The sequence below is a fragment of the Ruegeria sp. CDSB136 genome (assembly GCF_059610965.1).
This window is the reverse complement of sequence record NZ_JBXWOP010000014.1, coordinates 128,624-142,950: the sequence shown is the minus strand read 5'-3', so window position 1 is coordinate 142,950 and position 14,327 is coordinate 128,624. Positions and strand designations below refer to the sequence as shown.

Here is a 14,327-nt window from a genome sequence, read left to right as displayed (position 1 = left end):
GATGTTGGGACTGAACAAGAAAGACACCAGCCTTCTGATCATCGTCGGCCTTCTTACCCTGCTGGCCCCCTTCATCCTGAACCCGTTCCCGGAAGGCAGCGCCATGGCGCAGTTCAACGCGGGCTATCCGGACCTGATGCAGCGCTTTGTTATCTTTGGCATCTTTGCCATCGGGTTCAACATCCTGTTCGGTCTGACCGGATACCTGTCCTTCGGTCACGCGGCCTTTTTGGGCGTGGGGTCGTATTCGGCCGTGTGGATGTTCAAGCTGCTGAGTTACAACATCATCCCGGCCATAGCGCTCAGCGTAGTGGTGGCAGGGCTATTCTCGCTGCTGATCGGCTTTGTCAGCTTGCGCCGGTCCGGCATCTATTTCTCGATCCTGACGCTGGCCTTTGCACAGATGAGTTTTGCGCTGGCCTATTCGGTGCTGTCGAACCCCAAGTTCAACCTGACAAACGGGGAAACCGGTCTGCAGGTCTATGCCGACGATCCCCAAATTCTGCAGGGGGCCAACGCGCCGGATCTGCCACACTTGTTCGGCCTGCCGATGCGCGCGACCTACACGATGGATGTCGGCGCGTGGAGCTTTGACTTCAACGCGGGCTATTACCTGTGTGCAGTAATCATGATGGTTGTGTTTTATCTTTCGATCCGTATTTTCCGCTCGCCTTTCGGAATGATGCTGCGCGCGGTGAAATCGAACCAGCAACGGATGAACTATACCGGCCTGAACTCCAAACCTTACACCCTGGCGGCCTTTGTCATCTCGGGCATGTACGCTGGCCTGGCCGGTGGTCTGATGGCGGCAATGGATCCGCTGGCAGGGGCCGAGCGGATGCAGTGGACCGCCTCGGGCGAGGTTGTTCTGATGACCATTCTTGGCGGCACCGGCACCTTGATCGGTCCGGTTCTGGGCGCTGGATTCATCAAGTATTTCGAGAACATCTTCTCGAAGATCAACGACAACGTCCTGCACAGCTGGTTCGCCTTCCTTCCCGACGGGCTGGAGGACGCGGTGGTGTTCCTGATCCATCCGTTCATCGGCAAAGGCTGGCACCTTACGTTGGGCATCCTGTTCATGCTGGTGGTGATCTACCTGCCGGGTGGCCTTGTTGAAGGTGGTCAACGATTGCTGAACCGCTTGAAGCGCAAGAAATCGGGTACCGACGATGCGCCGTCGGGCAAAACGGAACCGGCGGAGTAAGGGGCGGACCATGGCAATACTAAGAGTCAAAGATGTCAGCAAACGCTTCGGTGGCCTCAAGGCGCTGACGGATGTGAACCTCAATGTCGAGGAGAACTCGGTTCACGCGATCATCGGACCAAACGGGGCGGGCAAGTCGACCCTGCTGAACTGTCTTGTGGGCAAACTGATGCCGGACACTGGTTCGGTGCTGTTCGACAACAACTCGGTTCTGGGGCTTGAACCCTTCCAGATCAACCAGATGGGCATCAGCCGCGTGTTTCAGACGCCGGAGATTTTTGGCGAACTGACGGTGATGGAAAACATGCTGATCCCGATCTTTGCAATGCGGGACGGCGCGTTCCGGATGCACGCCTATGAGACCATTGCCAACGAAAAGGCCATAGTCGAACAGGCCGAGGCGATGCTGGAAGAGATGAACATGGCCGACAAGCGCGAGATGCATGCTGCCGCACTGTCGCGTGGCGACAAACGGCGGTTGGAGATCGGCATGTGCCTCAGCCAGAATCCCCGACTGTTGCTCTTGGACGAACCGACGGCGGGCATGGCGCGGGCCGATACCAACAACACGATTGATCTGCTGAAGCAAATCAAGGACGAGCGCGACATCACCATCGCCATCATCGAACACGACATGCACGTGGTTTTCAGCCTGGCCGAGCGCATCACAGTGCTGGCGCAGGGCACGCCCCTTGTTGAAGACACTCCGGAAAATATCCGCGGAAACCCCAAGGTCCGCGAAGCCTATCTCGGCGAAGCTGCGTAAGGAAAAGCTATGAACGAGAAACCTGACTTTTCAAAAAACGCCAATTTGGCCAGCACTGCGCCTGCATTTCTCTCGGTGTGGGACATGCACTCCTACTACGGAGAAAGCTATATCGTGCAGGGCGTCAGCTTCAACGTGCACGAAGGCGAGATTCTTGCCCTGCTCGGGCGCAACGGTGCAGGAAAGACTTCGACACTCCGTTCCATTGCCAGAGTGGGCGAGCCGGAAGTGCGGCATGGCGAAATCTGGCTTGACCATCAACCGCTCCACAAAATGACAAGTTACCAAGCGGCGGCGGCTGGCCTTGGTCTGGTGCCGGAAGACAGAAGAATCATCCCAGGCCTGACTGTCGAGGAAAACCTGCAGCTTGCGCAGATTGCGCCGCCAATCGGCTGGTCACTGGACCGGCTTTACGAGTTGTTCCCACGACTGGGCGAGCGCCGGAAACAAGAGGGAATAACCTTGTCGGGCGGTGAACAGCAAATGTTGTCAATCGCCAGAGCCTTGGCCAGAGATATCAAGGTCCTGCTTCTGGACGAACCTTATGAAGGCTTGGCCCCTGTCATCGTCGACGAAATCGAAAAAACACTGATCCACGTCAAACAGCAGGGTATGACAACGATCATAGTCGAGCAAAACGCAGTTCGCGCTTTGGAATTGGCGGACCGTGCTATTATCCTGGATACGGGGACTATTGTTTTCGACGGCACCGCGAAAGAGGTGCTTGAAGACACTAATCTTCGTGAAGAGTATCTGGCGATCTAAGCTTGCTTCGAGTTCGAAGACTGGCGCCGTTTTCGGACTACGAGCTGGATTTCTCGAAAGCTCTCGATTCCGGGTCAGACTGATCAGGTTTCCTCGGCAGAGCGATACAAACGCGATAACAGCGATGGCAGAAATACTGGATTTCGGGGGCGCGTCACTGTCGGTTCACGCGCAAACCTGATCAGTTCAGGCGAAACTGAAACCTGGTTCGCGTTACGAAATCAGGGTCTGCTTTGAGCTTATTCTGATCACGATTTTGGTACGCGGACCGTCTGTTATGCGGGCGCAGCTGCAAATTTTGCGCACGCGCCTTGCTCAGCCAAGATCAACGCATTGACAGTTTTGAATAAGTTTTTTTCACTTGTTGAGCCCGCATCCTGGGCTTTTTGCAGAGCTACGGAAGGAAATTTTCAATGACAAGATTCAGTGTATTTACTTTGCTGGGCGCAACGACTTTGGCGCTTTCTGCGTGTGACGAGACCAGTGGCACAAGCGGGTCCACCGAAGTCACTCCCGCACAACAAGCCTGTTTGCGCGACGTGGCCGCCGCAACCAACAACACGCAAGTTGTTGTGCTTTCGTCCGAGTTCAGCGAGGCCGGAACTCTGGTAAAAGTTGGGGTCGGTCCGGATCAGGCACCATGGAATTGTATCGCTTACACTGATGGTGCAACGGCGGGTATTGAATCGCTCAGCGACGAAGGCGCGCTTTGATCTTTTGCGTGATTGTCGCAACTTCGAGGCTCGGTCTAGCCGCTTGAGACCGTGCTCTTGGCTTTCCAGCCCCGGAAAGACGAAGCGAGCGCTTTTTGCGGCCTCGCAGGTGCGACACGCTTCGCCGCTTGAACGCGCCAGGACAAACATTCTGCCAAACAGAAGGGAATTGTGATGTTTAAGAAGTTCTTTTGGGCGCTTGCATTTTTCCCAATGCCCGCGTTTTCCGACATCTCTGATGAGGCGAACGCTTGCATCGATGAGTTGATATCCCGCTTTGGCAATGTTGGCGGTGAGGTCCTTGGCCAGGAATTCAGCCAAGCCGCCATCATGATCCGGCTTCGCGATGGCACCGGTGTCGAGTATGAGTGCATCGTTTGGTCCGGACCCGAAGTCGCCGATTTACGACGCGTGGGTGAAGGCACTGAAACTGCCAATGATGGAGGCGGCGCATTTGATGGTGCCTCTGACACTGCGCCGACAGTTTCAGGGGATCAGATCGTCAAGTTTGATGCCGGCACAAGTGGCACGACCCTAAGCGCCACACTTCAGGCCGGCACGTCGGTGCGTTACGTTCTCGGGGCAAACGACGGTCAGTTTCTGAACGTGGACGTCGGATCACATGGTGGCGCTCTGGACTACAGGATCTTCAATCCCGACGGCACTTTGCTGCTGGATTTGATTTCTTCGGAGAAGCCGTATCAGGGTCAGCTATGGCAGTCGGGCGAACTTATCATTGAAGTTGTGAACGCGGGCGCACAACCGATTGCCTTTGACATCGGGATCGGCATCAACTGACGCCGGAACGACTTGGGCAATTTGACATACTATCAAAGGGCCGCTCCCCCCAAGCACAATGTTGAATCCGCCTGTTCTCGCCTGCGTCGGGACGAGATGTGGCTATCCCCAGAACGCCTTCTGCACCTCGGCCCGCCGATCCCCGGTTGGAGTTTGAACCTCAAGCACCGTCCCGGCGTCCCAGTGGCTGGCATCGACCATGCCAATTGCGACATTTGTTTCGAAATCAGGCGACCAGGCGGCGGACGTGACCTGCCCAACCCGCTTTCCGTCTTTGTACAGCGGCCAGGCCGACCGGGCCGGCGGCACCGGATCACCGGGGATAGAAATCGCGCGAATTTGCCGTGCCGGACCTGCGGCGGCCTCGCGCGATAGCGCGTCCCTGCCGATATGGTCGCTACCCTCTGACGGATTGCAGAATTTGCCCAATCCGCATTCCAATGGCGAGTTCTCCATTGTCATGTCGTTGCCATAGCTCAACAGGCCACCTTCGATCCGTTCGATCAGGTTCGGACAGCCGGGGCGCACATTCAGATCTTCGCCCGCCTCGAACAAGGCGTTCCACAGTGGCATCCCATAGGCACCATTTTCAACATAGATCTCGTAGCCGCCTTGTTTGGAATACCCGGACCGCGCCACCACAAAGGACGTGTCCTGAAAAGCCAGCCGCTTGTAGCGGAAAAAGCGGATGTCACGCACCTCGCCTCCAAAGACCCGCGCCATCAGGTCATCCGACTTTGGCCCCTGAACGGCCAGGGGTGAAACGTCGGGCTCGAACACCTGCACATCCATGCCCGCACCGACAGCCAGCCCCTTGACCCACAAAAGCAGGTCGCTGTCCGCAATGGAAATCCACCAGCGATCCTCGCTGTGCTTGATCGCCACCGGGTCGTTCAACATGCCGCCGTTCTCATCAACGATCGGCACGTAGTAGCACTGGTCTTCCTGCATTTTCTCCAGGTTGCGGGGGGTTAGCCGACGCATCAGCCGGCCAGCATCCGGACCGTTCAGCTCGATCTGCCGTTCACAGGACACATCCCAGACCTGAACATGAGATTTCAGGTGTCGGTAGTCGGCCTCGACGCTCTCAAACACCGTGGGCAACAGCATCCGGTTATAGACGGTGTAGGCGGTGACGCCCTTGTCTTCGACCCCTTCGGAAAAGGGCGTCTGGCGCAGGCGGCGGGATTGGGACAGCAGACGCATATCAAAGGTCCATTGATTTGATACGATCCCGAAGCTGGAACTTCTGGATCTTTCCGGTGGAGGTTTTGGGAAGGGTTTCGAACACAACAGCCTTGGGGGCCTTGAACCCGGCAAGGTGGTCTCGGCAGAACGCAATGATCTCGTCAGATGTTGCCCTGGCGCCTTCACGCAGTTCGACAAACGCGCAGGGGACTTCGCCCCATTTCTCGTGCGGCATTGCTACCACGGCCGCAGCCTGCACGGCGTCATGACGATAAAGCACCGCTTCGACCTCGACGGATGAGATGTTTTCTCCGCCCGAGATGATCACGTCCTTCAGGCGGTCGCGGATCTGTATATAGCCGTTTTCGTGTACGACCGCACCATCACCAGACCAGAACCATCCGTCTTCGAAGGCTTTGGCGGTGGCCTCGGCATCCTTGTAATACCCCGCCATGACCGTGTTGCCCCGGATAGCAATCTCGCCCTGCGTGGACCCATCGCGCGTGACCGGCGTGCCGCTGGTGCGGTCGATAACCGAGACGTCTTCGACCATAGGAAAGGCAATGCCCTGCTGCGCCTGTAACTCGGCCTGTTCTGCGGGGCTAAGATCGTCCCACTCATCCTGCCAGAGACACTGTGAAATATGTCCGTAGGTTTCGGTCAGGCCATAGACCTGCATGACGTCAAATCCCATGGATCGCGTCTTTTCCAGCACCGACGGTGGCGGCGGCGCTCCGGCCGTCAATACGCGGATCGCGGGATCAAAGGGGGCCGCACCGCTTTCGGCTTCGGCCAGCATCTGCAACACAATGGGCGCCGCACCAAAATGGGTCACACCATGGGTGCGGATCGCATCCAGAATACGGTCTGCTGCCGGAACGCGTGTGAATACAACCGTCGCCCCAAGCATGGCCATCAACCAGGGGTGCCCCCAACCGTTGCAGTGGAACATCGGCACCACCGACAGATAGACCGGATAGGGCGGCATCTGCCACGCTGTCCCGGTGCCGAGTGCCATCAGATAAGCTCCGCGGTGGTGATAGACGACGCCCTTGGGGCGCCCGGACGTGCCAGAGGTGTAGTTCAGCGCAATCGCATCCCACTCATCTTCGGGCAGGTCCATCGGCACAGGGGCGGATTTGGTCAGCGCCTCATAGGTCTGGCCACCAAGGCTTTGGCCTGTTGCAGCGGGATCGACGATCTCGACCACTGGCAAGGTCCGACCGAGCAGATCAAACGCTTTGGACAGAAGCGGCACAAGCTCCCGGTCCACGATCACCAGTTTCGTGTCCGCGTGATCCAGGATGTAGGCGATGGTTTCCGGTTCCAAGCGTGTATTCAGAGTGTTGAGCACTCCGCCTGTCAGCGGTACGGCAAAGTGCAACTCGAACAGCTCTGGGATGTTCGGGCTGAGCACCGAAACCGTATCACCTTTCTGCACACCAAGTGCCGCCAACCCACCGGCCACCGCGCGAACGCGGGTGGTGGTCTCAGCCCAACTTCGCCGGATGTCGCCATAGATTACCGCCGTGCGGGCTCCATGCAGGTTTTCGGCGCGGTGCAGAAAAGACAACGGCGACAGAGGCACATGGTTGGCCCGTGTCTTCTGAAGAGCTTCGAAATGGTGACGCATCCCGGTACCGCCTTTATCAGCTGTTAGGCCGCACGCGAGCGGCGGTCTTGTTGGCGAAGGCTTCCAGCCGTTCGCGGGCGGCGGGCTGGGTATTGACCACTCCGCCCACCACAGCTTCTGCATACGCCGCGTCCATGCCGGACATGTTGTTCAGGTGGCTGATTGCCGAGCAGATTGCAAAATTGGTCAAAGGCAGGTTCTGCGCAATTTGTCCCGCCAGCTCCATCGCCTTGGCCATGCTGCCGCCTTCTTCGGTTATGTATTGCGCCAACCCCAGATCGACGGCCTCTTGCCCCTGATAGACACGGCCGGTCAGGATCATGTCGATCATGCGGTATTTGCCGATCATATCCGAAACCCTGATGGTTGCCCCGCCCCCAGTAAAAATCCCACGCTGGCCTTCAGGCAAGGCAAAATAGGTGCCGGGGTCGATCACACGGATATGCGCCGCGCTGGCCAGTTCCAGTCCTCCGCCCACTACCGCGCCCTTCAGCGCGGCGATGATCGGCACACCACCATATTCCATCTTGTTGAACGCTTCATGCCAGCGCAGACAGACATGCATGAAGTCATCCGGGCTGCGGTCGGCCTTCCAATGCTCGACCAGATCAAGGCCCGCGCAGAAGTGGTTTCCTTCGCCGGCCAGAACCACAGCTCTGACACCGGCCATACGCGCGCCGCTGAAAAAGCGGATCAGTTCCTCGATCGTGGCCACATCCAGTGCGTTGCGCTTAGAGGGACGGTTCAGGGTCACGACGTACAGACCGTTCTCACGCTCGGAAATCGCAAGGTTCTCATATGTGTCGGGGTTCACGACGTCATTCATGGGTCAGATCCTATCCAAGCGTTATTCGGGGAAAACCGCGTCAAGCAGACTGCGCGAGCCATGCAGGATGCGGGCGTGTTCGGTGGCACATTCAGGCAGAATGTGCTGAGCAAAGAACAGGGCTGTGGCGATTTTCTGGGTCATGAATTGTGTATCCTGCCCGGCGTCCAGCGCGCTTTGCGCAGCCACGGCACCTTTTGCCAGTTTCCACCCCGCCGCCAGTGTCCCGGCCAGCATAAGGAACGGGACAGAGCCTGCAAAGGCCGCGTCGATGTCCTTTCGGCTGTTTTCCAGCAACCAATCCAGCGCGGCCTCAAAAGCGCCGCGCGCCTGAGCAAGACTTGCGCCAATTGCCTGCGCGCTGGCATCTCCTTTTGCCAGTTGCGCTTCAGTCTCGGCTATTCGGGCGGCGAACCGGCGGGCGGTTTCTCCTCCGTCGCGCATCACCTTGCGGCCCAGAAGATCGTTGGCCTGAATGGCTGTGGTGCCTTCGTAAATCGGCAGAATGCGGGCGTCGCGGTAGTGCTGCGCGGCTCCTGTTTCTTCGATAAAGCCCATGCCGCCGTGGATTTGCACGCCAAGCGAGGCGACCTCGACCGCGCGTTCCGAGCAGAAGCCTTTGACCAGCGGGACCATGAATTCGGCCAGCGCAGCGATTGCCGGATCGTCCTGAAGATGCGCGATGTCCAGCAGGCCTGCCGTTGCGGCCGCCATAGCCCGGCCACCTTCGGTCAGGCCGCGCATCCGCATGAGCATACGGCGTACGTCCGGGTGTTCGATGATGGCGACCGCGTCTTTGGCCTGACCATTCACGGGACGGCTCTGCACCCGGTCGCGCGCATAAGCCAGAGCGCGTTGGTAAGCCCGTTCAGAGGTCGCGATGCCCTGAACCCCAACAGAAAACCGAGCGGCGTTCATCATGATGAACATATATTCCAGTCCGCGGTTTTCCTCGCCGATCAGGAAACCGGTGGCGTCTTTGTATTCCAGAACCGCCGTCGGGCTGGCCCGAACGCCCAGTTTGTGTTCGATGCTTACGCAATTGACCGTGTTCTCGACGCCTGGCGTGCCATCCGGCCCCACCAGTTTTTGCGGAACGATGAACAGGCTCAGCCCCTTCGGCCCGGCAGGCGCGTCAGGTGTGCGGGCCAGCACCAGATGAATGATGTTCTCAGTCAGATCGTGCGCGCCATATGTGATGAAGATCTTGGTGCCAGAGACGCCGTAGCTGCCATCCCCACGCTGCGCCGCCCTGGTCGCCACGCGGCCCAGATCACTGCCTGCCTGCGGTTCGGTCAGGTTCATCGTGCCGGACCAGCGCCCTGCGATCAGCGGCTCCAGATACGTGGCTTTCTGTTCGTCCGAACCGGTCAGCAGCAACGCCTCAATCGCACCGTCGGTCAGCAGCGGGCAAAGACCAAAGCTCATATCAGCGGCATTCAGCATTTCAACGGCAGCCGCGCCGACGGCACGCGGCAATCCCATCCCGCCATATTCCACCGGATGGGTCAGCGCCTGCCACCCCATTTCGACGAACTGCGCGTAAGCTTGCGCATCACCTTCGGGCATCGTCACGCGGCCACTGTCGAACTGCGCGCCCAGCGTGTCCCCGATATGTGACAATGGCGCGATCTGTTCGCTGCAGAACCGGGCATATCCCTCGAGAGCGGCACCAATATCCGTCAGGTCGTATTCCGAATACACTTCCACCCGGGACACCTTTTCCCAGTGGGACAAGTGTTCGATGCAAAACATCAAATCCTGTACGGGCGGCTGATAGGACATGCCAGGCTCCCCTGCGGCGACTATGGTTTCGCGTCATCTACCCGCCCAATGGTTTGCCGATAAGCTCATTTCTTGACAAAATGGTATCCGATTACGCCAACCTGAGGTTCAGATGACCAGCCATGACCCCATATCTCTGACGACTGTATCGGCGGGATTTATCCAGGATTGGCTGGATGCGCTGAAGTCCCGTTGCACCCCGGCTGAGATGACATCGCTGTTAGAGCGTTCGGGCCTGCAGGCCAACCAGATGGCACCTTCTCAACGCGTCACACTGAATGAAATCGCCCGGCTTTATCAGCTTGCCGCGCCCGAAACCGGGGACGAAATGATGGGCCTCTGGAGCCGTCCGATCCGGCCCCGCGCCCTGCAGCATCTGGTGACTGTACAGCGCGAAGCGAGCAGCCTGGCCTCGGCACTTTATCGTTTCTCGACATTTTGGAACCTGCTTCTGGATGACTTCCACCTGGACTTGCACAGCAAATCCGACGCGGTGGAACTGGCGTTGGTCCCATATTCGGACGACACCCGCCCGCAGCGTTTCGGCCACATGCTGATCCTGAAACTGGCGCATGGGCTTTTGTCCTGGCTTGGCGGGACGGAAACACCGGTAAAAGCCGTTCGCTTTGCCTTTGGCCGCCCGGAATTTGCCGCCGACTACGCCGTCGTCTTCCCATGCGCGGTCGAGTTTGACGCTCGGCAGACCAGTATCCTTTTCGACCCGCGTCTGTTCACCCGCCCGGTAACCCGCAGTTCGGCTGAGGCGTCCGTGTTCCTTGAACGCGCGCCGCTGGACTGGATCTTTACCGGTTCGCGCGCACATACAAACAGCCTTCGCGTCCGCGCGTTTCTCTACGGCGCAACATGGCAAACCTGCCAGCTTCCCGATGCAGCGCGTGCCCTGAAGATGACGCCGCGGACCTTGAACAGGCGTTTGAAAGAAGAAGGAACTTCTTTTCAGGACATCAAGGATGCACTGCGCCGCGACATTGCCATCCGCGCGCTTCAGCAAAGTACGCTCAGTATTGAACAGATCGCCTTTGACACCGGGTTTTCGGCTCCGGCGAATTTTCACCGCGCCTTTCGAAAGTGGACCAGCCGGACCCCCGGGTCATACCGCGTGCACGCGCAGGCTCCCTGACGACGGCACTTCGTCGCGGACATTCGCATACCTCGTGCGAACAGATCATTCACTTGGGCTGATAATCCGCCCGTTTCGCAGTTCCAGCGTGTCTGGTGCCAGTGCTTCCCGAAACGATGGTGCGTGGCTGACCAGCAGAATTGCCTGCGGCAGGCCACATAGAATCTCTAGAAGTCGCGCTTCATTTTTGGCGTCAAGCGCATTGGTGGGCTCATCCAAAAGCAGCGCCTCGGGCTCCATCGCCAAAACGGTTGCAAGGGTCACAAGCCGCTTCTCTCCACCAGAGAGCTTGTGCGTAATGCGATCACGCAGGTTTAACAGATCCAGATCGGAAAGCACTCTGTCGACTATGGCCAGCGCCTCGGACTTGCTGCGCCCGAGGTTGAGAGGACCAAATGCGATGTCTTCCGCCACTGTCGGACAAAACAGCTGATCATCAGGATCCTGAAAAACCAGCCCGACCTGACGGCGGACTTCGTGAAAATCCGCCTCGACGCGCCTTTCCTTTCCCAGGACGGTCACGCGCCCGGCGCTTGGCGTTTGCAGGCCAAGGGCAATACGAAACAGGGTGGATTTTCCCGCGCCATTCGGCCCCGCAATCGACAGGCGCTGCCCCGGTTCAAGTTGAAGTGAAGCGCCGTCCAGCACTGGTGGCTGGCCGAGATATGCAAAACAAATGTCTTCAAGCTTGAGGATCGTCATAGATAATCCAGGAACAGCAGGCCAAGGCAAACGGTGCACAGCATCGCGGCGAACATGTGATCGCGTCGGGTCATGTTAAAGTCCTGCAGCAACAAAAGACGCCCGGAAAACCCCCGGCATTTCATCGCCGCCAGAATCCGCTCTGACCGTTCAATCGCGCGCACCAGCATCATGCCGACCAGATACCCGAAGCTTCGGTAGGTGTGCCAGTTTGTGCCGGGGCGAAATCCGCGGATCTTCATCGCGCCGCGCAGGCGCAGGTATTCTTCCCGCAACACCTCGATGTAGCGGATGGTGAACATCAAAAGATGCACAAGCACCTCGGGGCAGCGCAGCTTGTGCAAAGCGTGTCCCAGGGTCACAGGTTCCATCGTTCCGACCAGAACCATCAGCGCAAGGATGACCGCGTTGGCCGTCAGTGCAATCTCGACAGCTTTCCAAAGGCCCTGCCAACTGGCCGGAAAGCCAAAAACCGTGAACATCGCGTCACCGGGCATTGAGAATGGCAGCAACACCAGCATGAAGATGATGAAACTGTCCATCATGGCCATACGCTTGAGGGTCCGGCCGACTGGCAAGCGTGACATCACCAGTAACCCAAGCGAGACGGACAAAGCGCCGATCAGCGCCGGAACACTATTGAGGGCAACCGTGACGATGGCAAAGATGCAGGCCAAAACGATGCGCATACGGGGATCGTAGTCTCCGATCATCCCGAAATGGGCGGCTCTGCCTGCCTCGGCCAGTGTTTTGGCCTGTGGTTCCAGCGCATGTGCCATCAGGTGGCCATCTTTTTGCGCGCGGCCAGATAAAAGCCGATGCCGAACAGACCAATGATATAACCAATACCACCCAAGATGTTCTGCAGATCATTGTGCTCGCGGTAGGCAGCGATCTCGCGCCGCAGTGGGCGGGTTTCGTCGCGCACCGCTTTGGCGATGGCGGCGCGTTCCTCATCCGAGAGCGAGGCCACAGTCACCGCTGCCGCGCCATCCGCAGATGCAACCGGCGTGGCTGTTTCAGAAAGCTCGGCTTCGACCCCCATGATTTCGGCCACTTCGTCGGCCGGCATGGCAACTTCGGCGACGTGCCCTGCACCCAGATCTGCCCTGAATGTATGAGTCACAGCTCTGGTCGGGCTGTAGAGAAAGAAACCGTCCGTATCGGTTACTGTGCGTCCCAGTTCAGAGCCGTCGGGGCCATAGACGATGACTTCCTGGTCTGCGGCCATATCGCCATTGGAAAACCCCAGCTCGCCTTCGATTGCGTCGCCTGCCGGAAAAACGCCCGCTATAACCTTGTGCGCAAGAGCCGGGAGCGGGGCGAGAGCAAGCGTACAAACAAGGATCAACTGTTTCATGTGGACGCAACCTTTACAAAAAGTTCCGGTTTGACCTTGCGGGCCAGAAGAACGGCAAAACCTGTCAGCACGGCCTCGATAGCCATGACGGGAATGTGGGCGAAAAAGACAAGCTTGGCAGCGGGCAGGAACTCATCGCCGGACAGCGCCAGCGAGACCGCGACAAAAGCCGTCGTGGCGGCGATCGAAAACGCGCCGCCGATGCCGCCCCAGATCGCCCCATGAACAGGTGAGCCACGTGCGATCAGGCGACCAAAGATCATCCAAGTCAACACCGCCGGAAGGGCGATATTCACCGTGTTGATCCCCAGCACGGTCAATCCGCCAAAACCGAAGAACACGGCTTGCAGCAGCAAGCCGACAAAAAGGGCCGGAAAGGCGGCCCAGCCGAGCAGAAGCCCGGCCAGACCGTTCAGAATCAAATGCACAGACGACGGGCCAATCGGCACATGGATCAGCGAGGCGACAAAAAAGCTGGCCGACAACACGCCCGCCGTGGGAATGCGATCCAGATCCAGCGATTTCAGGCCCAATGCGATCCCGCCAGCCGCGGCGACCGCACCGCCGATCACGACAGGGTTTGAAAGGGCTCCGTCGACGATGTGCATTCAGGCTTACTCCAGATCCCAGGCGCGGATCCAGATGACCGCATCCTGGCTCAGCTCTTTGCCTTCATGCTCGGTTTCCGGACCCACGCCCAAAGCGGCGAAGCCCCAGTACCCGGCTTTTGGCACACCAAAAGTGAAATATCCGTTGTCATCCGAAATCGCGACCAACGCGCCGCCCGGCAATGGGGACACGGTGGCGTCCTTCGCGCCGGTGCCGGTCATGTCCGGTGCTGCGGCGATGTACTCGATTTCGATTTCTGCGCCGGCGACGGGCTGTCCCTCGCTCAACACGCGACCGGTAAAGGTTGACCCGGCGATGATGTTGTAAGGCTTGTTCAGCGGCAGAATCTCGGTGGCCAGCCCCTGCGGCTGATCCCAGTCGGTCGGCAGTTCGTTTCGGTTGAGGTAAGCCTTGGTGATCTGCTGGATATAGATATCCTCGGATTCTTCGTAGTAAGGCGCAGGAACTGTAACCACCACATAGTCACCCGAGCGTTTAACCGGAACCGAGCCCAGGAACGCTTTGGCAATGTTGTCCGGTCCTTCAAAAGTGGTTTCTTCCAGCGTATCCATCAGATCGGTTTTTTCACCGTTGTGGATTACAAAGAATTCTTCCGGTCTTTCCAGGGTCATCACGTGACCAGCTTCAAACGGGTGCCAGAAAACCAGTTTGACCGGAACGTCACCGGGGCGTTCGATCATCGTGTCGTCGGTATATTCCAGCAGGAAATGGGCCTGCGCCAATGCAGGCATCGCCAAAGCAGCCGTTGCAGCCACCAGCAGTTTTTTCACAAATCGAGTCCTTCTCACGTCGCGCCTTCCCCGGCACAATTCT

General features: G+C 58.4%; 15 protein-coding genes. 6 read left to right on the top strand and 9 right to left on the bottom strand.

Annotation, left to right across the window (positions count from 1 at the left end):
* The first annotated feature begins 1 nt into the window (after position 1).
* The 5 genes from AC2FIR_RS15855 to AC2FIR_RS15835 all read left to right on the top strand — a co-directional run bounded on the left by AC2FIR_RS15855 (position 2) and on the right by AC2FIR_RS15835 (position 4,249).
* Complete coding sequence (locus tag AC2FIR_RS15855) at positions 2–1,207, top strand: branched-chain amino acid ABC transporter permease (RefSeq protein ID WP_170612578.1); 1,206 nt, start codon at positions 2–4, stop codon at positions 1,205–1,207.
* A gap of 10 nt (positions 1,208–1,217) precedes the next feature.
* Entirely contained in the window at positions 1,218–1,973 is a 756-nt protein-coding gene (locus tag AC2FIR_RS15850; protein WP_321250001.1) for an ABC transporter ATP-binding protein, read from the top strand.
* Positions 1,974–1,982: 9 nt separating this feature from the next.
* On the top strand, positions 1,983–2,738 hold the full coding sequence (locus tag AC2FIR_RS15845) for an ABC transporter ATP-binding protein (RefSeq protein WP_170612582.1): 756 nt from the start codon (positions 1,983–1,985) through the stop codon (positions 2,736–2,738).
* A gap of 413 nt (positions 2,739–3,151) precedes the next feature.
* Positions 3,152–3,451, top strand: a complete 300-nt coding sequence (locus AC2FIR_RS15840; RefSeq protein WP_480523161.1) for a hypothetical protein — start codon at positions 3,152–3,154, stop codon at positions 3,449–3,451.
* Positions 3,452–3,625: 174 nt separating this feature from the next.
* Positions 3,626–4,249, top strand: coding sequence for a hypothetical protein (locus tag AC2FIR_RS15835; protein WP_496747043.1), 624 nt, complete (start codon positions 3,626–3,628; stop codon positions 4,247–4,249).
* 102 nt (positions 4,250–4,351) lie between these two features.
* On the opposite strand, the gene AC2FIR_RS15830 is transcribed toward AC2FIR_RS15835, so the two are convergent.
* Genes AC2FIR_RS15830 through AC2FIR_RS15815 form a run of 4 tightly spaced genes read right to left on the bottom strand, consistent with a single transcriptional unit; the run spans position 4,352 to position 9,681 of the window.
* On the bottom strand, positions 4,352–5,455 hold the full coding sequence (locus AC2FIR_RS15830; RefSeq protein WP_480912352.1) for a dimethylsulfoniopropionate demethylase: 1,104 nt from the start codon (positions 5,453–5,455) through the stop codon (positions 4,352–4,354).
* Position 5,456: 1 nt separating this feature from the next.
* Positions 5,457–7,070, bottom strand: a complete 1,614-nt coding sequence (locus AC2FIR_RS15825; protein WP_496747042.1) for an AMP-binding protein — start codon at positions 7,068–7,070, stop codon at positions 5,457–5,459.
* Between the two features lie 16 nt (positions 7,071–7,086).
* Positions 7,087–7,896 carry a methylthioacryloyl-CoA hydratase gene (gene dmdD / locus AC2FIR_RS15820; protein ID WP_170612592.1) on the bottom strand — a complete coding sequence of 270 codons (810 nt, stop codon included), beginning with the start codon at positions 7,894–7,896 and terminating at the stop codon, positions 7,087–7,089.
* A gap of 21 nt (positions 7,897–7,917) precedes the next feature.
* Positions 7,918–9,681 carry an acyl-CoA dehydrogenase family protein gene (locus AC2FIR_RS15815; protein ID WP_170612594.1) on the bottom strand — a complete coding sequence of 588 codons (1,764 nt, stop codon included), beginning with the start codon at positions 9,679–9,681 and terminating at the stop codon, positions 7,918–7,920.
* Between the two features lie 112 nt (positions 9,682–9,793).
* On the opposite strand from AC2FIR_RS15815, the gene AC2FIR_RS15810 reads away from it, so the two are divergent.
* Positions 9,794–10,822 (top strand): AraC family transcriptional regulator, encoded by a 1,029-nt coding sequence (locus AC2FIR_RS15810; RefSeq protein ID WP_496747041.1) that lies wholly within the window; start codon positions 9,794–9,796, stop codon positions 10,820–10,822.
* A gap of 45 nt (positions 10,823–10,867) precedes the next feature.
* Here the strand turns inward: AC2FIR_RS15810 and AC2FIR_RS15805 are convergent, their stop codons facing one another.
* The 5 genes from AC2FIR_RS15805 to AC2FIR_RS15785 are packed head-to-tail and all read right to left on the bottom strand — an operon-like array spanning position 10,868 to position 14,284.
* A complete protein-coding gene (locus tag AC2FIR_RS15805) occupies positions 10,868–11,524 on the bottom strand; it encodes an energy-coupling factor ABC transporter ATP-binding protein (RefSeq protein ID WP_496747039.1) in 657 nt (218 codons plus the stop codon).
* Complete coding sequence (cbiQ, locus tag AC2FIR_RS15800) at positions 11,521–12,303, bottom strand: cobalt ECF transporter T component CbiQ (RefSeq protein ID WP_496747038.1); 783 nt, start codon at positions 12,301–12,303, stop codon at positions 11,521–11,523. Before cbiQ ends, AC2FIR_RS15805 begins: the two co-directional genes overlap by 4 nt.
* A complete protein-coding gene (locus AC2FIR_RS15795) occupies positions 12,303–12,884 on the bottom strand; it encodes a NikL family nickel/cobalt ECF transporter subunit (protein ID WP_170680263.1) in 582 nt (193 codons plus the stop codon). The genes cbiQ and AC2FIR_RS15795 overlap by 1 nt, the downstream gene beginning before the upstream one ends.
* A complete protein-coding gene (gene cbiM / locus AC2FIR_RS15790; protein WP_170612605.1) occupies positions 12,881–13,492 on the bottom strand; it encodes a cobalt transporter CbiM in 612 nt (203 codons plus the stop codon). The genes AC2FIR_RS15795 and cbiM overlap by 4 nt, the downstream gene beginning before the upstream one ends.
* A 6-nt stretch (positions 13,493–13,498) precedes the next feature.
* Positions 13,499–14,284 carry a DUF4198 domain-containing protein gene (locus AC2FIR_RS15785; RefSeq protein ID WP_496747037.1) on the bottom strand — a complete coding sequence of 262 codons (786 nt, stop codon included), beginning with the start codon at positions 14,282–14,284 and terminating at the stop codon, positions 13,499–13,501.
* Between the last annotated feature and the right edge of the window lie 43 nt (positions 14,285–14,327).

Bases quoted from the DNA above. Each gene is read 5' to 3' on its own strand.
- AC2FIR_RS15855 (WP_170612578.1), top strand. From the start codon at position 2: ATGTTGGGACTGAACAAGAAAGACACCAGCCTTCTGATCATCGTCGGC.
- AC2FIR_RS15850 (WP_321250001.1), top strand. From the start codon at position 1,218: ATGGCAATACTAAGAGTCAAAGATGTCAGCAAACGCTTCGGTGGCCTC.
- AC2FIR_RS15845 (WP_170612582.1), top strand. From the start codon at position 1,983: ATGAACGAGAAACCTGACTTTTCAAAAAACGCCAATTTGGCCAGCACT.
- AC2FIR_RS15840 (WP_480523161.1), top strand. From the start codon at position 3,152: ATGACAAGATTCAGTGTATTTACTTTGCTGGGCGCAACGACTTTGGCG.
- AC2FIR_RS15835 (WP_496747043.1), top strand. From the start codon at position 3,626: ATGTTTAAGAAGTTCTTTTGGGCGCTTGCATTTTTCCCAATGCCCGCG.
- AC2FIR_RS15830 (WP_480912352.1), bottom strand. From the start codon at position 5,455: ATGCGTCTGCTGTCCCAATCCCGCCGCCTGCGCCAGACGCCCTTTTCC.
- AC2FIR_RS15825 (WP_496747042.1), bottom strand. From the start codon at position 7,070: ATGCGTCACCATTTCGAAGCTCTTCAGAAGACACGGGCCAACCATGTG.
- dmdD (WP_170612592.1), bottom strand. From the start codon at position 7,896: ATGAATGACGTCGTGAACCCCGACACATATGAGAACCTTGCGATTTCC.
- AC2FIR_RS15815 (WP_170612594.1), bottom strand. From the start codon at position 9,681: ATGTCCTATCAGCCGCCCGTACAGGATTTGATGTTTTGCATCGAACAC.
- AC2FIR_RS15810 (WP_496747041.1), top strand. From the start codon at position 9,794: ATGACCAGCCATGACCCCATATCTCTGACGACTGTATCGGCGGGATTT.
- AC2FIR_RS15805 (WP_496747039.1), bottom strand. From the start codon at position 11,524: ATGACGATCCTCAAGCTTGAAGACATTTGTTTTGCATATCTCGGCCAG.
- cbiQ (WP_496747038.1), bottom strand. From the start codon at position 12,303: ATGGCACATGCGCTGGAACCACAGGCCAAAACACTGGCCGAGGCAGGC.
- AC2FIR_RS15795 (WP_170680263.1), bottom strand. From the start codon at position 12,884: ATGAAACAGTTGATCCTTGTTTGTACGCTTGCTCTCGCCCCGCTCCCG.
- cbiM (WP_170612605.1), bottom strand. From the start codon at position 13,492: ATGCACATCGTCGACGGAGCCCTTTCAAACCCTGTCGTGATCGGCGGT.